The following is a 22,894-nucleotide window of genomic DNA, read 5'->3' on the forward strand; positions in this document are numbered from 1 at the left end:
ATTATTGAACCTTTGGCGGAATCGCGCCCGTCTATCGCTGGCCAGCAGGGGTCGGCGTGCTGCGGATGAGGGGACCGCACCGCCCATGCGGCTTCGCACCCCCGGCAGTTCCCACTAGTGCCCAGACCGGCGCTCGCCGCCGTCGGGTCCCCAGAAGATCACCCAGGTCTCGAAGTCGGCGCTGAAGTCGACGAAGCGATGCTCCACGCCCGCCTCGACGAACAACACGTCGCCCGCCTGGCAGAGCGTCTCCACACCGTCGTTGACGAACCGACTCGTGCCCCGACTGACGAGGTAGAGCTCGTCCTGGCGATGCGGGCTCTGTGTGTCGACGCCACGCGGCGCGAACAGCTCCACCCGCATCGAGCCGTGTGCCAGGGCGACGACGAACGGCACGTCGCTCGTGGCCAGCGCTTCTCGCAGATCCGCGGTCCGTGCCTGCCACGCCTCGTCCCGCGCCCTCTCTTCCCGCATCAGTGCTCCTTTTCGGGACGCAAGTCGCCGTCTGTGTCGTGGACCCTATCTCCGCTGATGAATGGGCAATCGCGGGCGAGACCGAGGACCTCCAGCAGGGCGTCGTAGTGCCGTCGAGTGGCGCCCTCGGGCACCGGTCCACCGAGTTCCTCCGCGCCCGCGAGCGGTGTGGCGAACCGGCGCAGCGCTTCGCGGAGAAGCATCGGGACGACCAGCGTACGTTCGGTCGAGGTCAGCGCTCGGCCTTCGTCGTACGCCGCCACACTCGCCCGGATCTGGTCGACGTCGATGCCACCGGAACGGCGGAGGCCACCAGGATGGACGGGCCCACCAGATTGGTCGGAGCCACCCGGATGGACGTGGAACCAGTACAACGCCGACCCCAACCCGAACAACGCGGACTCGTGGAACGGCGTGAAGTCCACGATCGCCACCACCTCGTTGCCGTCATAGAGCACGTTGTCGGGTCCGATGTCGCCGTGGACGAGCTGTCGAGGCAGGGCGGCGATCTCCGGCGCGGCGGCCACGAGCAGGGCCAACCCTTCCGCGACTGAGCTCGGATCGACCCACCCCGGCGCGTGGTCCCGTACCAGCCGAGGCAGGTTCTCGCCCAGGTAAGTCGGCGACACGACGCGCGTCCAGAGGGTGTCGGCGGTCAGCCAGGCGACGGGCACCGGATCGACGGGCCCCTGATCGACGGGCCCCTGATCGACCGGCACGTGATCGGCGGTCAGCGGGATCGTCGCCAGCGCTTCGTCGTACGCCGCGAGATGGCGCATCGCCCGGTCGGTCTGCCGGCGATTCGGCCGTTCGGTCATCACTGCGGTCAGGAACTCCTGGACGCAGTGGCCCGACGTGCTGACCACTGCGCCGGAGGGAGTGCGGAAGAGCCGCGCCTGTCTCACGCCCCGAGCGTTGAGGGCCCGCTCGACCACGGCGTACAGCTCCCAGTCGGGCACCCGGTAGACCGGCTTGACGACGAAGCTCCCCTGCGGGGTGGTGAGCTTGACGACCTCCGCACCCCCGCCGCGGAGCGGCTCGGCGGCGACCGGCGTACCGAGCTCGAACTCGCGGGCCACCCGCTCGAGCAACCCGGTCTGGAGACCGCTGGTCGGGCATGATCGGGAGTCATCCACACCGGCGATGCTCCCAGAGCCGCTCGGCGAGCCATTTCGGCCGGCCGCCCGCAGGCGGACATCGATGACAGTCGGCCCGGCGGGTCCGGCGAGCCAGCCGAGCCTGACCGCGAATGACCACGCTGAGCAGGTCTTTGGTATCCGGCGGGGCGTCGATGCCTAGCTCGGATACCACACGCCTGCTCAGCGTGGTCATTCGCGCATCGCCTGCGCGCCCCCAGGTGACCGGCCACCTTTCCTCGCGGTGTCTGCGGCGGCGGTTGTGTGGTTCGGGGTTACCGGCCTTCCTTGAGTTCGGCCAACCAGTTGGCCGCGCTCTCGAAGTCGGCGTCGGTCGTACCCACCCGCAGGTGGGGTCGGGCGCCGTCGGCGCGCGGATAGGACCCGAGGAAGCGAACATCGGCGCACACCCGACGCAATCCCATCAACGCCTCTCCAACCCGCGCTTCGGCCACGTGCCCCTCGCAGTCGATCGAGAAGCAGTAGCGCCCGAGGCCGTCGCCGGTCGGCCGGGACTCGATCCGGGTCAGGTTCACCCCGCGTACGGCGAACTCCTCCAGGATCTCCAGCAACGCGCCCGGGTGGTCGTCGCGGATGAACGCCACCATGGACGTCTTGTCCGACCCGGTGGGCGACGGTAGCGGGCCGGGCCGAGCGACGAGAACGAACCGGGTCACGGCGTCCCGCACATCCTCGATCTCCTCGGCGAGCGTTACCAGCGGATAGTGCTCGGCGGCGATCGGCGAGGCGATCGCGGCGTCGAACTCCGAGCCCGGTTCGGCGACGGCGGCAGCCGCGACGGCATTGGACGACGCGAGCATCACCTCGGCCTGCGGCAGGTGCGTCGCCAGCCACCTGCGGCACTGGGCCGCGGAGTGCGGGTGCGTGGTGATCCGCTTGCAGTCGGCGAGCTGCGTGCCAGGGCGGGCGAGCAGAGCGAACGACACGGGCAGCAGGATCTCGCGGGTGATCACGAGGTGACCGCCGGCCAGGGTGTCGAGGGTGACCGACACCGCGCCCTCGACGGAGTTCTCGATGGGGACGACGGCCCCTTCTGCCTCTCCGTTACGTACGGCGTCGAGCGCGGCGGGCACGGTGGCGAGGGGGATGGGCTCCACCCGCGCGATCTCCGGCAGGGTCCGCAGGGCGGCCTCGGTGAAGGTGCCCTCGGGCCCGAGGTAGGCGTAGCGCGGCGATTGGGTTCCGGTCACGCTGTCGAGCGTAGAGCCAGCCGCGAGCCGCGCCCGCGGCGACCCGCCCTGGTAGCTCGTCGTGTCGCCGCACGATTGGTCTGGCTCACGGGCGCCTGATCGGCTTAGGCGTACGCACCAAAGCGTGCTTAGCGCGCCCGGAATCCTCACGCCGGTCTCACGAGGGACCCCTCACACGAACCTATTGGATCAAGGCGCCCCTCATCCAAACGCCCGTTGCGCGATGGCGCCCCGCACCCAGACCACCGATTGCCAGAAGGTGCCCCTCATCCCAAAAGAACAGCCGCGCGGGCCGGCCAGGTCGGGCGGCCGGCCAGGCGCGCCCAGCGCCGCCGAAACGGTGATGCCGTCGTTCAGCGAGCGGCGATCTCGTCGACGTGGGTGACGTTGGCCCGGTTGTCGGCGTCCTCGCTCGCGCTTCCCGCGAACCACGCGTCGAGGATCTCGCCCAGCAACGGTTCGGACACGACCCGCAGGCTGAGCGCCAGGACGTTCGCGTCGTTCCAGCGCCGCGCGCCGTCGGCGGCGTAGGCGTCGGCGCACAAGGCGGCCCGCACGCGCGGCACCTTGTTCGCCGCGATCGACGCGCCGGTGCCGGTCCAGCAGCATACGACCGCCTGGTCGGCCCGCCCCTCCGCGACGTCACGCGCCGCCGCCTCGCTGGCCCACGCCCAGTCATCGCGTTCGTCGGGGTTCAGCGCCCCGTGCGCGACGACCTGGTGGCCGCGGCGGCGCAGCTCGTCGGCGAGGCGGACCGCAACACCTGCGGACATGTCGGACGACACCGAGATTCGCATGTGTACGACGCTACCCCGGACGGCCGGACCAGCAGGACCGCTCGTCAGGCCCCGGACTCGGTCTTGTCCCCGGACCAGTCGAGGTGGAAGGTGCCGTCCGCGTCGACCCGACGGTACGTATGGGCGCCGAACAGGTCCCGCAGCCCCTGCACCAACGCCGCCGGCAGCCGGTCACGCCGCAGGCCGTCGTAGTAGGCCAGCGCGGCGCTGAAGCCCGGCACCGGAACCCCAGCCGTCGCCGCGACCGACACCACCCGGCGCCATGACTCCTGCCCGTCGCTGACCGTCTTCGCGAAGTACGGGTCGACCAGCAGCGACGGCAGGTTCGGGTTCTTTCCGTACGCCTCGCGGATCCGGTCGAGGAACCGCGCCCGGATGATGCAGCCGCCGCGCCAGATCGTGGCCATGTCGCCGAGGTCGATCTCCCAGTCGTAGGTCTGCGATCCCGCCCGGATCATGTCGAAGCCCTGCGCGTAGGCGACGACCTTGGAGGCGTACAACGCGCGGCGTACGTCGTCGATGAAGCTTTCCGGCTTGCGGTTGGTCGACTTCCGCGCGGGCGGTGGCGCCAGCGCCTCCCGAGCGGCTGCCCGCTGCTCGGCGTGGGCGGACAGCGACCGCGCGAAGACCGCTTCGGCGATGCCCGACACGGGCGTGCCGAGGTCGAGGGCGATCTGCACGGTCCAGCGACCGGTGCCCTTCTGCTCGGCCTCGTCGAGGATCGCGTCGACCAGAGGGCCTCCGGTGCGCGGGTCGGACGTGGCGAGGACCTCGGCGGTGATCTCGATGAGGAACGACTCGAGGTCGCCTTCGTTCCAGCTCCGGAACACCTCGGCCAGCTCCTGAGGCGACCGGTCGAGGACGGTACGCAGCAGGTCGTAGGCCTCGGCGATGAGCTGCATGTCGGCGTACTCGATGCCGTTGTGGACCATCTTGACGAAGTGCCCGGCACCGTCGGGGCCGACGTGGACACAGCACGGCGTGCCGTCGACGTTGGCCGCGATGGACTCGAGGATCGGGCCGAGCGTTTCGTAGGACTCGGGCGTGCCACCCGGCATGATGCTCGGGCCGTTGAGCGCGCCTTCCTCGCCGCCGGAGATGCCGGTGCCGACGAAGTGCAGGCCGCGTTCCCGCAGCGCCGACTCGCGCCGCCTGGTGTCGATGAAGTGCGCGTTGCCGCCGTCGACCACGATGTCGCCGGGCTCGAGAAGGTCGGCGAGCTGGTCGATCACATCGTCGGTGCCGGCGCCGGCCTGCACCATGACGATCACCGTGCGCGGCCGCCTCAGGGAGGCCACCAACTCGTCGAGGGAGGCGGCCGGAACGAACCGCCCCTCGTCGCCGTACTCCGCGACCAGCGTGTCAGTGCGCGTCTTCGTCCGGTTGTGAACGGCAACGGCGTGGCCGTGACGTGCCAGGTTGCGCGCGAGGTTACGGCCCATCGTGGCGAGCCCGGTGACCGCGATGTCGGCCAGGTGATCCCCCTGCGAGGCGGCCGCCTCGCCGCCGCTGCTCGCCACCTCGGGGGACTCGGTCGTCGTCTCCGTCGTCTCCGTCATGCCACGATCCTCTCGCCTTCTAGGCCTGGATGCGTAGTCGGGTCGGCGCGACACCGGGCGGCGTCTCGAGAGTGATCGGGTCTGTACCCGGAGTGATGCTGCCGAGGATCGAAGGAGCGCTCGCACCCGTACACGCAGGCACCGTCGCCGGAATCCCCTTCGACGTAAGGAATCCGAGCAACGCGAACGCGTACGCCTCCTTCGCATCGGCGGGCAGCCCGAGGTCGTCGATCGGGCGCAAGGACATGCCGGGATCGGCCAGGATGCCGATGCGTCGCATCAACCACGTGTTGCGTACGCCGCCACCGGACACGAGCAACTCGCCCACGCCGTGTTCCTCGCACTCCTCGGCAACCACGATCGCCGTGAGCTCCGCCAGCGTCGTCATGAGGTCGGGTGGGGAGACGTCGGGGAACGCCGACAGCTTCGCGTCGAGGTAGCCGCCGTGGAACAGTTCCTTGCCGGTCGACTTCGGCGCCGGTCTCCCGTAGTACGGCTCCTCGAGCAGGGCACCGAGCAACTCCACGACCACCTGACCGCTGGCGGCATGCCGGCCGCCCAGGTCGTACGGCTGGTTGAAGTGCCGCCGCGCCACCAGGTCCATGAGCGCGTTGGCCGGGCCGATGTCGTAGGCGAGGACACCGCCGTCCGGTCGTACGACAGTCATGTTGGCGATGCCGCCCAGGTTGAGCGCGGCCTTGGGTGCCGTACCGGGTGGCATCAGGAGGACGTCGAGGATGCTCACCAGGGGCGCGCCCTGGCCGCCCTTCGCGATGTCGCGGGCGCGGAGGTCGGACACGACGGGTGCGCCGGTGCGTTCGGCGATCCAGGCCGGCTGGCCGAGCTGGAGCGTGCCCTTGGCGGCGCCGTTCTCGATCCAGTGGAAGACGGTCTGGCCGTGGGAGACCACCAGATCGGCGTGTCCACCGGCCAGCTCGTCGATCCCCCGTGCGGCGGCGGCGGCGAACGCCTGGCCGAGCAGCGTGTCCAGCCGGCAGACGTCGTCGAGGGTCACCTTGGCGGGAGGGAGTACGCGGTCGATGAGCTCCCGTGTCTCGGCGGTGTGCGGGTGCTCCAACGCACCGAGTGGCGTGAGGACGACCTCCTCGCCGTCGACGCTCAGGTCGGCCACCGCGACGTCGATCCCGTCGTACGACGTGCCGGACATGAGGCCGATCACCCGGCTCGCGGACTCCGGTGGAGGCCCGGGGGCGGGCTTCGGCGTGGATGTGGGCGAGGGCGTTGGCGTGGGTTGTGGGGTGGGCTCGGGTTCGGGCCACGGCGGAGGTCCGGGAGGAGGCTCGGCTCCGTGTGGTGGCGTCGGCTCCTGCCCAGGTCGTCGGGTGGGGGCGGCTCGCTCGGGCCCGGGCGTGGGGGCGGGCGCTGGCCACGGCATCTGGCCAGGCTCGGGCTCGGGCCACGGCGTCTGCCCCGGCTCGGGCTCAGGCTCGGGCCACGGCGTCTGCCCAGGCTCGGGCTCGGGCCACGGCGGGGACCCTGGACCAGGCTCGGGCCACGGCGGGGTCCCGGATGATGCGGGCAGGCCTGGACGGGGACGAGGCGCGTTCCCTGGCGCGATGCCATCCATGCGGGCCATCCAACCGGGCGAGCCCCCATGAACGCCAACCGGGCGATGCCCTGGTTCGACGGTAGTGGTACAAGGTCTGCTCCCACCCCTGTCGTGCGTACGCCTCGATGCTCACCATGCGTGGCTGGCAGACGTACGTTGCGTAGGCAGTTATGGCCTGCCCTGGCCGTCGAGGTGCCGGCGGAGGAACGGGATCTGGATCGGCGACAGGACGCTCTCGTCGAGCTCCGCCGGTGGGACGACCCGGCTGGCGAGCTCCCACCCCTCCGTGTCGGTCCAGGCGGCGTCGACGCCGACCGATCGGCTGCGGGCGATGCCACCGAAGATCAGCTGGAGGCCGTCGGGATAGGGGTACGCATAGCCGTCCGGGCGCGGGCCGAGGTGGGCGAGGTGGACGAAGCCGAGGTAGGTGAGCGTCTGCGGATCGAGCTGCCAGGCGGTCTCTTCCGCGATCTCGCGGACGACGGCCTCGGTCATGGTCTCGCCCGACTCGAGTCGACCGCCGGGCAGGACGTGCTGTTCCCGGCGGTTCTCGCAGACGACGATGCCGCCGGGGGCGGTGACGATGCAGCGTACGGACGTGACGAGCTCGTCAGGCACCCGCGCCGTCGTGAGATACGCCGAGAACTCCAGCGGAAGCGTCCCGGCGCCCCACACCTCGCGATGCGTTGCGGCAGGGCGGTTCCGGGCGAGGACATCCAGGAGTTCCGGGTGGCGACCAGTTGATCCCTGCGTCATCACGGCCCCCTCTACGTTCCGGCGTATCCGTCCATACCCGTGGTAGCAGAGCTTCGGAAGTACGCCCGCGGAGAAGCCGGACGTCGTCCACCACCGCGGAGCTCACCCAGACGCCGCCGACCTCTCACCTGGTGCCACGCTTCGGGTAGTCCTCGACCACGTAGGCGCCCCGACCGGCGATGACCACCAGGATGCCCTCGTCTGACATGGCCTTGATCGCCTTGCGCACCGTGTCTCGACCCAGTTCGAACTCCTGGATCAGCTGCGCCACCGACGGGATCGCACGACCAGGCTGGTAGTCGCCTCGCTCGATCCGTGCCTTGAGGATCGCCACCAGCTGCTGGTGCGGCGCCACCATGTGGCCGCGGTCGATCTTGGCGTCGGGTCCGAAGGTCATGACCTGGACCGTAGGTAGCGACCCATAGGCCCTCCACTTCCTCCCCTAGAGGCCCCTAGGGGTAGACGTGCCAGGTACGGCGTGGTTACAGGTCGAAGCCTCGGCGCGGTGGTTGGTCGAGCCAGCTCCCAACCACGGGACCCGCACACCAGCCACCGGGCCGAAGCCGGCAGGAGTGCGGGCGACCTGGAGGCGGGCCGCCCGCGTTCCTTCGACACGGGGAGGCGATACGGGTGGGCTGGCGAATCGGCCTGTGGCTGGTGTGCGTGACACTCGGCCTGCTGCTGACGGCGGTGGTCCGATGACCCGCGAACCGATCGACTCGGGGCGACTGGACTGGACCTGGAAGAAGCGTCCCTCTACGTCCCAGCGCCCCACACTTCGCGATGCGTTGCGGCAGGGCGGTGCCGGGCGAGGACATCCAGGAGTTCCGGGTGGCGACCAGTTGATCCCTGCGTCATCACGGCCCTCTCTACGCCCCGGCGTATCCGTCCATACCTGAGGTAGCAGAGCTTCGGAAATACGCCCGCGGAGAAGCCGGACGTCGTCCACCATCGCGGGGCTCACCCAGACGCCGCCGACTCACTCAGGTCGCTTCTGGACCGCCGTCTCTCTCGGCGACATAGGTGCCGCGGCCCGGAACGACAAAAAGGACTCCGTCAGCGACGAGCATGCGAATAGCTCTGTGCACGGTGGTCCGCGCCACACCGTACTCCGACGCGAGTCGCTCCTCCGCCGGGATCGCTCGGCCCGGAGTCCAGTCACCGCGATCGATCCTCGCGACGATGATCCCGGCCAGCTGCTTGTACGGCGTGAGCGGTGCGCCGTGATCGATGGTGGCATCAGGATCCATTCGATGAACCTACGTATCGCGCCCTGCCGTACTCCCGTGCGCTACTGGGCGACCATAAGCGCTACTGGTCGCTACTGGTCGATAATGGCCTAGACGTATGACTACTGGCGGCGTTACAGTTCGAATCCTCGGCAGGAGGGCGGGCGACCTGGAGGCGGGCCGCCCGCGTTCCTTCGACACGGGGAGGCGATACGAGTGGGCTGGCGAATCGGCCTGTGGCTGGTGTGCGTGACACTCGGCCTGCTGCTGACGGCGGTGGTCCGATGACCCGCGAACCGATCGACTCGGGACGGCTGGACTGGATCTGGAACGGTGAGCTAGGCGAGCAGGGCTACACCGACCTCGACCTGGAGACGACCAGCCGCGTCCTGTCCCGTTTATGTCCGACCTGCGCGGCAGCCATCGGCGAGTGGTGCCGGACAGCGGGCGGCCACGTGCTCGACCACCTCGACCTGCAACACCTCACGCGGCGGAGGTTCGACTGAGCCCGCGCCAGCCGACGTGCATGCTCAAGCGATGGCCTAGCCCGAGTTGTTGGAGGTTTTCCGGCATAGAAGCCGGAAAACCTCCAACAACTCGGGTGGCGGGCGGAAGCTCAGCGGAGACCATCGGCTCCGTCGAGACGTCAGGGCTTGGGGAGCCAGTCGGCGACGAGAGAGCGCTCCTGCTCCAACTCCTCGGTCGTCACGCGCAGCCGCTCCTGGGCCTCCGCGTCGTGTGTCAGGCCCTCGACGACCCGCCACTTCGTGCCGTCGGACGTGACCGGGAAGCTGAACGACAACCCTTCCGGTACGCCGTACTCCCCACGACTCAGCACGGCCATCGACGTCCAGTCGCCGGCCGGCGTCCCGCCGTGCAGGGCCTGCACCGAGTGGACGATCGCGTTCGCCGCCGACGCGGCCGAGGACGCACCCCGTGCCGCGATGATCGCCGCACCGCGCTTCTGGACCGTCTCGATGAACTCGCCGCGCAGCCAGGCGTGGTCGTCGATCACCTCGTGCGCTGGGCGGCCGCCGATCCGGGCGTTGAACGCGTCGGGGTACTGCGTCGCCGAGTGGTTGCCCCAGATCGTGACGTTGCTGACGTCGGCGATCCGCGCGCCGGCCTTCTTCGCGAGCTGCGCCTTCGCGCGGTTCTCGTCCAGCCGGGTCATCGCGAACCACCGGTCGTCGGGGATCTCCGGCGCGTGCGCACGCGCGATCAGACAGTTGGTGTTGCAGGGGTTGCCGACGACGAGGATGCGTACATCGTCGGCGGCCTGTGACGCCAGCGCGGTCCCGATCGGGCCGAAGATGCCGGCGTTGGCGCCGAGCAGGTCGCCGCGCTCCATGCCCTGCTTGCGCGGCATCGCGCCGACCAGCAACGCCCACGACGTACCGTCGAACGCCGTGTCCCGGTCCGCCGTCGCCACGACGTCGTGCAGCAGTGGGAACGCCGAGTCGTCGAGTTCCATCGCCACGCCCTCGAGCGCGGGCATGGCCGGCTCGATCTCGAGCAGGCGCAGCACCACCGGAGTCCGTGGCCCGAAGACCTCGCCGGAGGCGATCCGGAAGAGCAGCGGGTAGGCGACGTTGCCGGCCGCTCCGCTGATGGTCACGTGCACAGGGCGTACGACAGAAGCATCGGACATGTCCGTGAGACTAGCCGGCACGCCCTGGCACGAGCGCGAGGGCCCTCCCGGTCGCGCGGCGGCGCACCTGATGGTCACGACCCGCGACGGTGAGGCCCAGGTTTCCGGCGAGACCTTTCCGGTAAGGCCACTCTTCGGGTGCGACAGTCAAACTCCTGCGTCTTGGCCGAATCCAAGTCTGCGCCACCCAATGGGCCGTGGCGGGATCTCTCGCCGATGATCAGAATCAGGGCGCGGAAATGAAGCAGCTCTTCAATGTCGTCGCCATTGGCTTGGCTCCGTTGTTCCTTCTCGCTGGAACGCCAGAGGCGCCCGGCACCATCGAGCCGCCGGAGCGCCAGGCCGCCCAGCAGAGTGCCGGCCCAGCAGCGGGCGCACACACCTTCGCGGCGAGCTACCACGGTGACGGCTGCGCCCCCTCGGTTTCGGATCCCGTCACGGTCGTGCTCGCGCACAAGGTCCGAAGCAAGCCGCATCCTGAGCCGACGTACGTACCCGCGGGCATCAGGTCGATCGCCGATGTGCGGCCGGCAGCAGTGCCCGCCCGGAAGAGCGGAAGACTGGCCGAGATGTTCGGCTACGGCTTCCTGGCCTCGATGGGGGTGGCAGGTGTCCTGCTCGTCGCCGTGCCCGCCTATCGCAGCCGTCGCCGCCGGAACGCCTGACCGGGAGGCTACTCGGGCTCATGAGACGTGGCCCCTGCATACGTGTGGAGGGATCCCGCCAGGGCCCTGACCGCGTCCCGTAGTTCCGCCGGCCGCCTGATCACGAACGGCCGGCCGAGCCCCGCCAGCATCTGCGCCACGCCATCCAGCCGCTCCGCCCGGAGCGTCACGACCACGCCACCAGCCGCACCGGAGTCGTCCACTGGAGCGTCGCCACCCACACCGGGCCCGCCCACACCAGGGCCGCCCACACCGGGCCCGCCCACACCAGGGCCGCCCACACCAGGGCCGCCCACACCAGGCCCGCCCGCCAGTTCGGTGAGGGTGGCCATCGACGGCGGGAGCCGGCGGCGGACCTCCGCGAGCGGTGCCCGCACGACCACCTCCACCTCGTGGGTCCAGGGCACCCGCGCCAGCGACCGGTGGACATGGTCAACGGCGTCGAAGTCGGCCGGCGGCGTAAATGCCTCGGCGCGGACCTCGACGTCCGCGATCCGATCGACTCGGAAGGTACGAATCTCGCCACGCCGGTGATCGTGGCCCGTGACGTACCACCGGCCGCCCTGAACAACGAGGCCGTACGGGTCGAGGTCGCGGACGCTGCGTTCGCCGGCTCTCGATGCGTACGACATCCGCACTCGGTGTCGCTGGTGCGCGGCGGTGGCGAGCCGCAACACGACAGCCGTCGGCGGGGCGTGACCGGGGTGCGGTGTGAGCCCGAACCCCAGTGTGTCGGGCACCGCGGTGATCTGGTCCCGCAGCGCGTCGGGCAGCACTCTGGTGATCTTCGCCAGCGCGCTCTCGGTGGCGACGTCGCTGGTCGTGGTCGCCACACCGGCCGCCCGCGCCGCGAGCAGCCCGAGCACGACCGCGGTCGCCTCGTCGTCGGTGAACATCAGCGGCGGCAGCTTGTAGCCCGGCCGCAGCCGATAGCCGCCGTACCTACCGCGTTCGGCCTCCACCGGGATCCCGAGGTCGGCGAGCCGGGTGGCGTACCGCCGGACCGTTCGCGGATCGACGCCCAGCCGCTCGGCCAGGTCGACCCCGGTCAGCCGGCGGTGTGCCTGGAGGAGTTCGAGCAGGGCGAGGATCCGGGTCGTCGGGTGCTGGCTCTCGATCGTGGACACGGAGACAAGAATGCCGCGCAATGCGGGCGGAGTCGGTCCGGATTAACTCCTACGGTACGTACAGACCGCCCGCCAAGGGGGCGACAAACCGGAAGGGAAGCCCGACATGGCTACATACGTCCTCGTTGCCGGCAACTGGCTCGGCGGCTGGGCCTGGTCCGACGTGACGCGCCACCTGCGCGCCGCCGGCCACGACGTCCATCCCGTCACGCTGACCGGTGTCGGTGACCGGGTGCATCTGGCGTCGTCCACGATCGACCTGGACACGCACATCAGCGATGTCGTCCACACGATGGAGTACGCAGACCTGCACGACGTGATCCTGGTCGGGCACAGCTACGGCGGGTTCCCGGTGACCGGCGCGGCCGACAAGGTGCCCGACCGGCTGGCGCGAGTGGTCTACGTCGACAGTGGCCCACTACCGGACGGGTCGTCACAGCTGGACACGCTCGGGCCCGAGGGACGAGACGCCATCCTCGCCCGGATGGGAGCGGACCCCGACGACGGTTGGCGCGAGCCGCTTCCGACCTGGGCAGCGGTCGAGGCGGACGGCACCGGCGGCGGACTCGACGAGGCCGCATGGGCGCGGATCGCGGCCCGCGCCACGGACCAACCACTCGGCGCCAACGCGCAACCGCTCCACCTGGTCGACGACAAGGGCAGGAACGCGATCCCCCACACCCTCATCACCTGCCTGTTCCCGCTGGAACAGGTGCGGGCCATGATCGCGGCGAAGCATCCGTTCTTCGCCGCCTTCACCGCCGACCAGGACTGGTCGTACGCCGAACTGCCGACCGGTCACTGGCCGATGTTCTCCGAACCGGAGCAGCTCGCTCGCATCCTCGACGACCTCAGCGGCCAGTAACCCCAGGAAGCGAGGTGCCGTACCGGTCGCCCACCGGCTCCGGGAGACCGTCGAGCTCCGCCAGCGCGTCGGCCGGCAGCTCGAGGTCGCCGGCCCCGGCGTTGTCCTCGAGGTACCGCAGCCGCTTGGTCCCGGGGATGGGCACGACATAGCGGCCCTGCGCGACGACCCAGGCCAGCGCCACCTGCGCCGGCGTGGCACCGAGGCGTTCGGCGACGGCACGGACACCCGCGACGATCGCCTGGTTGGCCTCTGCCGCGTCGGCCTGGAAGCGCGGCATCTGGCGCCGCATGTCGCCCTCCGGCAGATCCTCCGCCGAGGCGATCGCACCGGTGAGGAACCCTCGCCCCAGCGGCGAGAACGGCAGGAACGCGATGCCCTGATCCTCGCAGTACGGCACGACGTCGGCGAGCTGGCCCCGCGTCCACAACGACAGCTCGGACTGGACGCTCGCCACCGGATGGATCGCCTGCGCCTGTTTGATGTCGTCGACGTCGACCTCTGACAGTCCGATCGCCCGCGCCTTGCCTGCCGCGACGACCTCGGCCATCGCGCCCCAGGTTTCGGCAAGCGGTACGGCCGGGTCGATCCGGTGCAGTTGGTAGAGGTCCACGTGGTCGACACCGAGCCGGGCGAGGCTGCCGTCGATGGCGCCCCTGACATACTCCGGCCGGCCGTTGCGGTGCATCGCACGGGCGCCGTCGGTGAGCAGTCCGACCTTCGTGGCGAGCACGACCTCATCGCGGCGACCAGCCAGCGCCCGGCCGACCAGTTGTTCGTTCGAGTAGGGGCCGTAGACGTCGGCGGTGTCGATCAGTGTGACGCCGAGGTCGATGGCCCGGTGGATCACGTCGAGGGAGGTCGCGTCGTCCCGACCCGCCTCGTCGTACGCCCAGGACATGCCCATGCAGCCGAGGCCGATCCAACCGACTGGTACGCCGTCTGCGCCAAGAGTGGTTGTCCGCATGTCACCCATCATGGTCGTACGACGGCTCAGGCGAACGACCACCCCGAACCGGCGTGGCCTGGCCAGCGGCGAACGCCGCCGCCAGCAGGCACAGCGCCGCCGGTGAGTAGAACAGACCGACGCTCAGCCCGGTGATGACGACGCCGGCCAGCGCCAGGACGGCGATCGTCCACAGCACCGGCACGTGAAGCGCCGTGGGAAGAAGGGACGTCGCCACCGCGAGAGCAGTCACGGCGACCGGCGTGCCCAGGACGACGGCCGCACCGACCACATCGACGCCGAGATCGACCGTCCCGCCCATGAGTGCCAGCCCTGCCACGACCGTCATGACCACGACGTAGCCGAGGGCGACGATCCGCAGCCACCAGCTCACGCCTCCCGCCCGGCGACGCCACCCGGCCGACCGGCCGAGCAGGGCGAGTACGCCGAACATGACGGCAGCGAGGCAGGTCAACACGATCGTCACCACGGGTCGACCTCCGGAGTTCCACGGGCGCGGTCCGCCCGAGCACGTCAGCTGACGTCGGCCGCCAGGTAGTTGCCGTCCTCGTCCACCTCGCCGGCCGCCCAGGCATCGACCCACTCGCTCACCAGATGGAGCAGGAACAGGTGCATCTCCTGCGTACGCGCCGTCGTCATGGACGTAGCCAGCAGCGCCAGGTCGGCGTACTGGACTGCTTCACCACCGTCACCCGCCGCGAACAGGACCGTCGTCGCACCGGCGGTCCGCGCCGCCTCCAGGCCCTTGACGACGTTGACCGAGCGACCGCTGGTGGTGAATCCGACGACCACGTCCCCGGGGCCGGCCAGGGCCGTCACCTGGCGGGCGAACACCTCGTCGAACGTGTAGTCGTTGCCGATGCAGGTGACCACCGAGGGATCGACCGTCAGCGCGACAGCGGGCAGTGGCCGACGCTCACGGCGGTAGCGACCGATGAGTTCGGCGACAAGATGTTGTGCGTCGGCCGCACTGCCACCATTGCCGAACGTGTATGCCCGGTTACCACTCTCGAACGCCTGGCACAGCTGCCGGCCGACGTCCTCGACCGAGGGAAGCAGAGCTTCGACAGCTCGAGCGGTCTCCAGATGGTCAGCAACCTGCCGGGCAAGCAGATCACGCATCTCGCACCTTCCACAACGCTTCTGCGGGGCAGTGGTGCCCGGCTTCGTGAGGCTATCGCGCGGGGGCCCGACCTACCTCCGCGTCCACGTCCAAACGGATCGCCCCGCCCATAACTGGACAGTTTGATCGGTTTAGCTCGTCTCGGTCTCGGTCATCGCGTCGGTCTCGGTCATCGCGTCGGTCTCGGTCATCGCGTCGGTCTCGGTCATCGTGTCGGTCTCGGTCATCGTGTCGGTCTCGGTCATCGTGTCGGGCACGGCTCACTCGGCTCGCTCGGGTCCTCGAGCAGGTTGGCCGCGACGACCGGCTCACCCGCGGCCGTGGGGACGAGGAAGGTCCTGATCTCGTGCGGGCCGAAATCCGCCTGGACCGTACGACCGAGGAAGGGCAGGTCCAGCCGCATCGTCCCTGCCACCCCGGTCGATTCGTACGCCCGGACCACCACGTGGCTGCCGCCGTCCTCGGCACGCTTGACCACGGTGGGGACCACCGGACCGTCGGACACCGCCACGAACGACGCCGTCGGCGGGCGGGTGCCGGCGTGGAACGACTCGTACATCGCGACCGGACGCTGCGCCAGTTCGGCGGCGAGGCGGACAACGCCGGCCGCCCGCCAGTCACCGGCATGCGGCACCAGCAGGTACCGGAACTGTTGGCGGCCCTGGTCCTGGAAGCTGTACGGACTGGCTGGGCCCAGCTGGTCGGCGTCGAGCTCCCGCGGCTCGTGCCAGGCGTAGACCGGGCTGCGGGCCGCGGTGATGCCGATGTCGCCGGTGCCGTCGGCCGCGCCGGACGTATCGGGCTCCGCGCCGGACGTGTCGGAGGCCGCGCCGGACGCATCGGAGGCCGCATCGGCGGACGTGCTCACGTCGTATGCGGACTTCGCGTCGTTGATCACCGTCAGCCCGGCGCGGGAGCCGTCCGGCAGCTCACCGGTGACGTCGACCCACGTCTGCCCGGGCTCCTCGGCGCCGTCGGCGGGGCGTTCGAGATGGCCGTACGGGATCTCGTAGGTCGCGGTCGGCCGGCGCAGCGCGGTGGGAAAGCGCAGCTTGAGGAGCTTCAGGCGTTCGTGCCAGTCAAGAGTGACGCGAACCTCGAGATGTCGGGCGTCAGCCGCGAGGACCAGCTCCTCGACAAGGGTGGAGGCGCCGTACGTGCTCTCGATCCGCACGATCGAGCGGACCGGGCCGTGCTCGGCGAGGCGTACCGACCGAGCGGTGAACGGCGTGCCCGGCTTGGCGTAGGACACGACGCGGTGCCCCCAGGTGTCGGTCGGGTCGTCGGTGACGACGGTGTGCGGGCGGTTGACGCCATAGGCCAGGTCACGCCCGGTGCTCTTGTCGAGGAGGCTGCGCAGCCAGCCGGTGGTCGGGTCGACCTCGACGCGAAGGTGCGCGTTTTCCACGACGGTCTGCGAGCCCGGATCGCTGGGACTGGCGGCCCCGGAACTGGCGGCCCCGGAACTGGCGGCGCTGGAACTGGCGGCGCTGGGACTGGCGGCGCTGGGACTGGCGGCGCTGGTCGGAGCGTCGCCGGGGCAGATCCGGTAGAGGCGGTACCCGAGCGGCGGCAGGTCGACAGGGAAGACCAGTCGGCGGGGGTTGGACGTGGTGGCGAGCGGCTGGGCGTACTGCACCGGCACCGGACGACCCTCCGCGTCCTCGACGCGCCCGCGTTCACCGCTCAGGCCGAACTCACACTCGACGTACGTACGCACCGCCCACGGGTGCGGGTTGAAGACCATGACCGGCTGGTCGCCCTCCCGGAACCGGATGTCCACGTCGCGCGCCAGGGTCTGCAAGGCGAGGTTGACAGTACGCCGGGCGATCGAGCGGGCCTCGCCGAGTTGGTCGCGGGCATCGTCGTACGCCGGCTCGATCGACGTGCCGGGCAGGATGTCGTGGAACTGGTTGAACAGCACCTGCTTCCACGCGTGCGTGAGTTCCTCATGGGGGTAACGCGTGCCGGCGACGTGAGCCGCGACGGTCGCCCACTTCTCGGCCATCATCAGGGCGTGCTCGGCACTGCGTACCCACGCCTTGATGCCCGAGTGCGCGGCGTAGCAGCCGGCCGCGTGGTGCTGAAGGTCGCCGCGCCAGGTCGGGATCTCGGCACCGGAGTTCTTGACATCCTCGACGTAGGCGGGCGGGCTGGACAGGCGCAGTTCGCCGTACGCACCGAGTTCGTCGAGTCGGCGGATGCTGGCGAGGTTGGCCTTGGTCGGACCTCCACCATGGTTGCCGACGCCGTAGAACACCATCGCCGTGGTGAGGCCGGGCGGCAGTTGGGCGATCGCCTTGTCCGTGTGGTGGGCGATGTCGGCGCGGGGACTGCAGTATTCGTGCGGGATGCGGTAGGCCAGGACCCGCGACCCGTCCGGCGACTCCCACCAGAACGGGTTGCCCGGAAGCTCCGCCTCGTGCGGGCCCGGGCGGAGGAAGCAGTAGGCCTCCATGCCCTGCTGGCGCAGGATCTGCGGAAGGTTGGCGTGGTGGCCGAACGGGTCGGCGTTGAGACCGACGGTCGCTGCGACGCCGAACTTATCCCGCAGGTAACGCTGACCGTAGAGCCCTTGTCGTACGAACGACTCGCCGGTCGGCAGGTTGCAGTCGGGCTCGACCCACCAACCACCGACGTTGACCCAGCGGCCTTCGGCGACGCGCTTGCGGATCGCCTCGAAAAGGGTGGGATCGCTCTCCTCGACCCAGGCGAGCAGGGCAACCTGGTCGCAGGTGAAGACGAAGCGGGGATACTCGGCCATCCGGTCGATCGCGGAGGCGAACGTCGCGCGCGCCTCGGCGAAGCCCTCGGGCCACTGCCAGAGCCACACGGGATCGATGTGGGCGTTGCCGATCATGTGCAGGATCCGGTGCGGTGCGGCGGCGGGCCTCGGCATGGACTGGCACTCCTCCTTCTTGGCTGCAAATCCCGTCTTCTTCGCTGTGGATCCCGTCTGCCCGACGGCGTGGCGGTCTGGAATCGTTACCACGTTGAAGGTAGGGGCGCCTGTCCCTCACCGTCAAACGCTGCAGCTCGCCCGCGGGGCGGCCTTGCACCCGGGAGAGCCCGCGAATGACCACGCTGAGCACCGCGAATGACCACGCTGAGCAGGTGAATGTCATGGTGACAAGGCGTCGATGCCTGGATTTGGTTCACAGGCATGCTCAGCGTGGTCATTTTCAGCGGCAGCGGCGGCACACATCAGCGGGCAACCAGGGCCGGACGGACGTAGGTCAGGAACTCGTGCGGCTCGACGCGCGGCGGCGGCCGAGCCGGGCGGTGGAGCCGCGCTCGATCAGCGGACAGTCAAGGCGGATGGTACGCGGCCTGCCAGGCTTGCCCATCCGGTTCACCAGCTGACGCGCGGCCCGGGCCCCGACCTCAACCGACGGCTGGCCCACCGTGGTGATGCCGGGCTGGACCATGCTCATCCACGGCGAGTCGTCGAACGCCACGAAGGACAGGTCGTCCGGAATCCGCAGCCCGAGCCGAGTCGCCTGCCGCCACACGATCTCCGCGACCAGGTTGTTGGCCGCGAACACGGCCGTGGGGCGGCGCCGCTTCGACAGCAGCTCGGTCACTTCCTTCTCGATGCGTTCGGGATCGAAGCCGCAGGACACCACCGCGTCGTCGCCGGCCGGCCGATCCGCCTCGGCCAACGCCTGCAGGTAACCCTTCGCGCGGCCCGCACCCGTCGTCCACCCCAACTCGTCGGCGATCAGGGTGATCCGCCGGTGACCCAGCTTGATCAGGTGCCGGGTGAGGTCACGCGCGGCCGTGACGTTGTCGACGAGGACGGCGTCGCACTCGCCCCGGCAGTACTGCCGGTCGATCTCGACCACCGGTACCCCCTGCCGCACGATGAACTGCGTCGCCGCGGCCGAGACAGGCGTCAGCAGAACTCCCGCCACCCGCATGGCGAGGAACGTCCGTGCCGCGTCCATCTCCTCCAACTCGCTGCCGGCGTCGTCGACCAGGAGGATCGTGTAGCCCTGCGCGCGCAGGACACCGCCGGCCCCTGCCGCGACCTCCGCATAGAACGGATTGCGCAGATCCGACACCAGCAGGCCGACCGTGGGGGTGCGGCGCGCCTTCAGGCTCCGCGCGTTGGCGTCGGGAACATAGCCCAACTCCTCGGCGGCCGCGTCCACCCGGGATTTCACCTCTGGCGCCGCATAGCCACGACCGGTCAGTGCACGCGACGCGGTCGAACGTGACACGCCGGCATACGCGGCGACATCGGCGAGGGTGATCCGAGCCGGGACATCTGACCCTGCGGTGGTACGCCGCTTCGCGTGGGTCACGCCACCTCCCAACGAGCGAACCGCGACCAGTCGCGGGTCAGGAAACATGCGTCGGAAGTCCCGCGCGCAAGGAATATCAACGGACCGTAGCCAGTGTTCGGCAGGAGCGTCAACAACGCGTCAGTGGGGAGTCGGCGCGTCGCCTGTGAGATCTGCTCCGCGATGGACGTGTGCGGTGCCATTTCCGGCCCGGAATACACCCGGCGTGACACCCCAGTGCCGGCTGAATGCGGTGGTGAAGTGGCGCACATCGGGATATCCGCACGAACGCGCGATCTCCGTAATCGACCGCGGCCTTTTCGGTACGGCCCGTTCCAGGAGTCGCTGTGCGGCGATCTCCAACCGGAGCCGGACGAGAAATCCGTGGACCGTCGTACCAGTGAACGCACGAAAGACACGGCCGGCGTGGCGCTCGCTGAGATGCACCTGTGCCGCCACATCGCGGACCGCGACCGGCCGGTCATAGTTGTCCTGCAGGTACCGCACCATCGTGCGCGCCACCTGTTCGTCGCGGGCCGGCAACGCCGCCTCGGGACTGGGGATGAGGGTCGGGTCGTCCACGACCGCGCGCGCCGTGTCGATCACCAGCATCCCGGCAAGCCGGTTGACGATTTCACCGAATGCCGGACCCGGCTGGCTCGCCTCGCGGGCAAGGAGTTCGAGTAACGCGGGTACCCGTACGGCGGAACGGGAAAGGACCGGCGTCGCCGGACTCGCGAAGGTTTCGAGCAGCCGGCGTCCGTGATCGGTCATCTCAGAGTCGTGAGCGGTCAACCCGGTTCCGGGGCCGGGATCGGGACCGAGAAGGGGACGGGCGTGCCGCTGCGTCGTTCGAACGGGCGCGGGAATGAGGGTGTAGGACCAAAAGTGCAGGCAGAGTGGATCATCCGTACTCGAGATGATCTCGTGGACATCTCCAGGCCGGGCCACGAACAATGTGCCGGAATCGACGGTGTACTCCCGCTCGCCGGTACGGAAGACGCCGCTTCCGGAGTACGCATAACAGATCTCGAAGAATGAATGCGTATGCAGAAAGTTTCGCCACGGGCGCGGTTCGTAGAAACCCCAGTAGAGGAATTCGGCACGGTGATCTGCGACATCCACCCCAATTCGTACAGAATGGAGGAATTCGATATCTCGCCCGTCGTACGCCAATACCGGGCCGCCCGGCTCCCGGGCCGGCAGGTGTGTCGCCGACCGGTCCGAGATCGGAAGGTCCGGTGTCTGGGAGTTGGCGGTGTCGCCAACCGGAACCACACTCACGGCGAGGCTTCGCTCCGACAGGTCGGGTCGACACCGCGGAGGATCATGCCCTGGCCGAGCGAGTTGGTGTGCATGTCCGTGGTCGGCGGGTCCTCGGGATCGCGGTACTGCACGAGCAGCGTCGTCCGCGCCTGGTCGGTCGTGTTCACGCCCGACCCGTGCACCGTCAGGTAGGTGAAGAAGAGGACGTCGCCCGCCTCCGCCTCACAGGGCACCGACTTCTCCAGCGGCCACTCCGAGAACGGCAGGTGGAAACTGCCCTCGGACGCGTGCGCCAGTGGGCCGTTCTTGTGGCTGCCCGGCACCACCCGGACGCAGCCCTTCGCCAGCGGAGCGTCGTCGAAGTGGAAGATCGCGGCGCCCATCGAGTGCTTCGCGTGCGGGAAGAAGGGGTGGTCCTGGTGCAGCGGGAAGGGCGACCCCTTCTCCGGTGGCTTGATGAACAGCTTGGTGTGGTGGAGCTGCACATTCGGGGTGCCCATCACGGCCGCGGCCACGTCTGTGAACCGCGGATCGATGATCAGCCTGGCGAACGCCGCCGCGTAGAACTGCACGTCGTGGCAGTGCTTGAGCTCGGTCTGGTTGCCCATCGCCAGCGCTCGGGCGCTTCCCCAGGTGGGGTCGGCGTCCCGGTTGAGACGCTTGATGAGGGCGTGGGACTCCTCGCGGTACTGCGCCGCCTCGGCCTTGTCGAGCAGGCCTTTGACGAGGACGAAGCCCTCCTCGGCGTAGGACGCGGCGTAGGACGCGAGCTGTGCATCGTCGACCATGGTTCCTCCCGGCTCTCCCACCTCGTCTCGGCGGAGGTGGTGACGTCGTGCTACGTGCCGACGTCCCGACCGTAGGCGCGCACGGCGCTCGGGTCGCGGGGCCTCGACGGACATCCTTGTTGAGGAAACGGACATGGACGAGTGGTACGCCGGAGTCGGACACCTGCCTACGGCGCACATGTCGGCGCCGGCACTGCTGCGCGGAGCGGTCGCGCGGGCCCACGGCGCACCTCGGCGCGGGGCGGTCGCGCGGGCCCACGGCGCACCTCGGCGCGGGGCGTCGGCGCGGGCGGGCCTTCGCTTGCTGGGTGACCCGCAGCTTGGCCCGGCACTGCTTGACCGGTGGGTACACGCTCTGCTTGCGTACCGGCCGTGAGCAGGTTGGTCTTCGTCGGATCCGTGAACGCCGACACCATCGCCGTCGTGCCCCGACTCCCCGGTTCGGACGAACGACTCCTCGCCGATGCTGTCATCCATGCCGGAGGAGGAAACTCGGCCACTGCGGCGGTCACGGCGGCGCGGCTGGGCGGTGACGTGGCGTTCATCGGGCCGGTGGCCGCGGACGAGCAGGGCGAACGGATCCGGGCCGACCTCGTTCGCGAAGGCGTGGACACCGGCGGACTGGTCCCTGTCCCCGCGGGCACGGGCGGTGCGAGCGTCGTGCTGGTGGACCGGTCGGCGGGTACCCGGGCGATCTGTACGCGACCGCTCCCGGCATTCGGCATTCCAGACACTGAGCGCTCTGCCCGCGACCTCATCGCCGGTGCGCGGTGGGTGCACTGTGACCACATCGGGTGGGCGGCAGTCCGTCCACTCCTCAACCCTTCCGCGGCGGACGGACCACGGCTGTCTGTCGATGCGGGCAACCCGATTCCCGGGTTCACACCCTCCGGAGTCGACCTCTACGGGCCGACGGTGGTGTCGCTGCGACGTGCGTACGGCGATCTTCCCGTGCCGGACCTGCTCACCCGCGCACTCGACGACGGCGCCCGTTGTGTGGTCGCCACTGATGGTGCGAGGGGTGCATTTGTCGCCGGAGATCCGTACGCCAGCGAACCGGCGAGTGCCAATGGAGATCGCCAGGGTGACACGCGGGACGAGGCGGTGCACGTTCCCGGCTTCACGGTTGACGTGGTGAGCACGCTCGGCGCCGGTGACGTGTTCCACGGCGCTCTCCTGGTCGCTGTCGACCGCGGGCTCGACCTCCCAGCCGCCGTGCGGTACGCGAACGGCGTCGCCGCTCTGTCGTGCCGCGCCGTCGACGGACGTTCCGGCGTACCCACCGATGCCGAGGTGACGGCCTGGCTGACTCAGGGCCCAGGCTGACTCGGGGCCCTGGCTGACTCGGGGCCATGGCTGACTCGGGGCCCTGGCTGACTCGGGGCCCTGGCTGACTCGGTGCTCGGGCGTACCGATCCGGCGAC

General features: G+C 69.8%; 23 protein-coding genes. 5 read left to right on the forward strand and 18 right to left on the reverse strand.

Annotated elements, in window-relative coordinates; genetic code table 11:
* Nucleotides 1–114: 114 nt before the first annotated feature.
* The 9 genes from ABN034_RS23345 to ABN034_RS23385 form a co-directional block, all read right to left on the reverse strand.
* A complete protein-coding gene (locus ABN034_RS23345; protein ID WP_349693143.1) occupies nucleotides 115–474 on the reverse strand; it encodes a cupin domain-containing protein in 360 nt (119 codons plus the stop codon).
* The gene (locus ABN034_RS23350) at nucleotides 474–1,610 is read right to left on the reverse strand and encodes a phosphotransferase enzyme family protein (protein WP_349693144.1); all 1,137 of its coding nucleotides are present in this window, start codon (nucleotides 1,608–1,610) and stop codon (nucleotides 474–476) included. The genes ABN034_RS23345 and ABN034_RS23350 overlap by 1 nt, the downstream gene beginning before the upstream one ends.
* Nucleotides 1,611–1,885: 275 nt before the next feature.
* Complete coding sequence (pheA, locus tag ABN034_RS23355; protein WP_349693145.1) at nucleotides 1,886–2,821, reverse strand: prephenate dehydratase; 936 nt, start codon at nucleotides 2,819–2,821, stop codon at nucleotides 1,886–1,888.
* A gap of 353 nt (nucleotides 2,822–3,174) precedes the next feature.
* On the reverse strand, nucleotides 3,175–3,618 hold the full coding sequence (locus ABN034_RS23360; RefSeq protein ID WP_349693146.1) for an RpiB/LacA/LacB family sugar-phosphate isomerase: 444 nt from the start codon (nucleotides 3,616–3,618) through the stop codon (nucleotides 3,175–3,177).
* A 44-nt stretch (nucleotides 3,619–3,662) separates the two neighbouring features.
* Nucleotides 3,663–5,177: an NADP-dependent phosphogluconate dehydrogenase gene (gene gnd, locus ABN034_RS23365; RefSeq protein ID WP_349693147.1), complete on the reverse strand. Its 1,515-nt coding sequence runs from the start codon at nucleotides 5,175–5,177 to the stop codon at nucleotides 3,663–3,665.
* A 19-nt stretch (nucleotides 5,178–5,196) separates the two neighbouring features.
* The gene (locus ABN034_RS23370; RefSeq protein WP_349693148.1) at nucleotides 5,197–6,357 is read right to left on the reverse strand and encodes an anhydro-N-acetylmuramic acid kinase; all 1,161 of its coding nucleotides are present in this window, start codon (nucleotides 6,355–6,357) and stop codon (nucleotides 5,197–5,199) included.
* Between the two features lie 558 nt (nucleotides 6,358–6,915).
* Entirely contained in the window at nucleotides 6,916–7,503 is a 588-nt protein-coding gene (locus ABN034_RS23375) for an NUDIX hydrolase (protein WP_349693149.1), read from the reverse strand.
* 124 nt (nucleotides 7,504–7,627) lie between these two features.
* On the reverse strand, nucleotides 7,628–7,900 hold the full coding sequence (locus tag ABN034_RS23380) for a winged helix-turn-helix domain-containing protein (protein ID WP_349693150.1): 273 nt from the start codon (nucleotides 7,898–7,900) through the stop codon (nucleotides 7,628–7,630).
* A 586-nt stretch (nucleotides 7,901–8,486) separates the two neighbouring features.
* Entirely contained in the window at nucleotides 8,487–8,753 is a 267-nt protein-coding gene (locus ABN034_RS23385) for a GntR family transcriptional regulator (RefSeq protein WP_349693151.1), read from the reverse strand.
* Nucleotides 8,754–9,016: 263 nt separating this feature from the next.
* Here ABN034_RS23385 and ABN034_RS23390 point away from each other — a divergent pair, with 263 nt between their 5' ends.
* Nucleotides 9,017–9,238, forward strand: a complete 222-nt coding sequence (locus ABN034_RS23390; protein WP_349693152.1) for a zinc finger domain-containing protein — start codon at nucleotides 9,017–9,019, stop codon at nucleotides 9,236–9,238.
* Between the two features lie 140 nt (nucleotides 9,239–9,378).
* On the opposite strand, the gene ABN034_RS23395 is transcribed toward ABN034_RS23390, so the two are convergent.
* The gene (locus tag ABN034_RS23395; protein ID WP_349693153.1) at nucleotides 9,379–10,383 is read right to left on the reverse strand and encodes a malate dehydrogenase; all 1,005 of its coding nucleotides are present in this window, start codon (nucleotides 10,381–10,383) and stop codon (nucleotides 9,379–9,381) included.
* 239 nt (nucleotides 10,384–10,622) lie between these two features.
* Between ABN034_RS23395 and ABN034_RS23400 the strand changes: the two genes are divergently transcribed.
* Nucleotides 10,623–11,048: an Ig-like domain-containing protein gene (locus ABN034_RS23400; protein ID WP_349693154.1), complete on the forward strand. Its 426-nt coding sequence runs from the start codon at nucleotides 10,623–10,625 to the stop codon at nucleotides 11,046–11,048.
* An 8-nt stretch (nucleotides 11,049–11,056) separates the two neighbouring features.
* On the opposite strand, the gene ABN034_RS23405 is transcribed toward ABN034_RS23400, so the two are convergent.
* Complete coding sequence (locus tag ABN034_RS23405) at nucleotides 11,057–12,175, reverse strand: helix-turn-helix transcriptional regulator (protein WP_349693155.1); 1,119 nt, start codon at nucleotides 12,173–12,175, stop codon at nucleotides 11,057–11,059.
* A gap of 106 nt (nucleotides 12,176–12,281) precedes the next feature.
* Between ABN034_RS23405 and ABN034_RS23410 the strand changes: the two genes are divergently transcribed.
* Nucleotides 12,282–13,040: an alpha/beta fold hydrolase gene (locus tag ABN034_RS23410; RefSeq protein ID WP_349693156.1), complete on the forward strand. Its 759-nt coding sequence runs from the start codon at nucleotides 12,282–12,284 to the stop codon at nucleotides 13,038–13,040.
* On the opposite strand, the gene ABN034_RS23415 is transcribed toward ABN034_RS23410, so the two are convergent.
* The 7 genes from ABN034_RS23415 to ABN034_RS23445 form a co-directional block, all read right to left on the reverse strand.
* Nucleotides 13,027–14,007, reverse strand: coding sequence for an aldo/keto reductase (locus tag ABN034_RS23415; protein ID WP_349693157.1), 981 nt, complete (start codon nucleotides 14,005–14,007; stop codon nucleotides 13,027–13,029). The two genes, ABN034_RS23410 and ABN034_RS23415, sit on opposite strands and share 14 nt — an antisense overlap.
* Nucleotide 14,008: 1 nt before the next feature.
* Entirely contained in the window at nucleotides 14,009–14,473 is a 465-nt protein-coding gene (locus tag ABN034_RS23420; protein WP_349693158.1) for a hypothetical protein, read from the reverse strand.
* Between the two features lie 47 nt (nucleotides 14,474–14,520).
* Nucleotides 14,521–15,129, reverse strand: coding sequence for a D-sedoheptulose-7-phosphate isomerase (locus ABN034_RS23425; RefSeq protein ID WP_349693159.1), 609 nt, complete (start codon nucleotides 15,127–15,129; stop codon nucleotides 14,521–14,523).
* Nucleotides 15,130–15,371: 242 nt separating this feature from the next.
* Entirely contained in the window at nucleotides 15,372–18,029 is a 2,658-nt protein-coding gene (locus ABN034_RS23430) for an alpha-mannosidase (RefSeq protein WP_349693160.1), read from the reverse strand.
* A gap of 337 nt (nucleotides 18,030–18,366) precedes the next feature.
* Nucleotides 18,367–19,437, reverse strand: a complete 1,071-nt coding sequence (locus tag ABN034_RS23435) for a LacI family DNA-binding transcriptional regulator (protein WP_349693161.1) — start codon at nucleotides 19,435–19,437, stop codon at nucleotides 18,367–18,369.
* 120 nt (nucleotides 19,438–19,557) lie between these two features.
* Complete coding sequence (locus ABN034_RS23440) at nucleotides 19,558–20,700, reverse strand: helix-turn-helix domain-containing protein (protein WP_349693162.1); 1,143 nt, start codon at nucleotides 20,698–20,700, stop codon at nucleotides 19,558–19,560.
* Nucleotides 20,697–21,470 carry a phytanoyl-CoA dioxygenase family protein gene (locus ABN034_RS23445; protein WP_349693163.1) on the reverse strand — a complete coding sequence of 258 codons (774 nt, stop codon included), beginning with the start codon at nucleotides 21,468–21,470 and terminating at the stop codon, nucleotides 20,697–20,699. Before ABN034_RS23445 ends, ABN034_RS23440 begins: the two co-directional genes overlap by 4 nt.
* Nucleotides 21,471–21,603: 133 nt before the next feature.
* Between ABN034_RS23445 and ABN034_RS23450 the strand changes: the two genes are divergently transcribed.
* Nucleotides 21,604–21,846, forward strand: coding sequence for a hypothetical protein (locus tag ABN034_RS23450; RefSeq protein WP_349693164.1), 243 nt, complete (start codon nucleotides 21,604–21,606; stop codon nucleotides 21,844–21,846).
* The gene (locus tag ABN034_RS23455; protein ID WP_349693165.1) at nucleotides 21,843–22,796 is read left to right on the forward strand and encodes a carbohydrate kinase family protein; all 954 of its coding nucleotides are present in this window, start codon (nucleotides 21,843–21,845) and stop codon (nucleotides 22,794–22,796) included. Before ABN034_RS23450 ends, ABN034_RS23455 begins: the two co-directional genes overlap by 4 nt.
* The last annotated feature ends 98 nt before the right edge of the window (nucleotides 22,797–22,894 follow it).

Origin of the sequence: Actinopolymorpha sp. B11F2, assembly GCF_040195635.1 — a bacterium.
Classification (GTDB): domain Bacteria; phylum Actinomycetota; class Actinomycetes; order Propionibacteriales; family Actinopolymorphaceae; genus Thermasporomyces.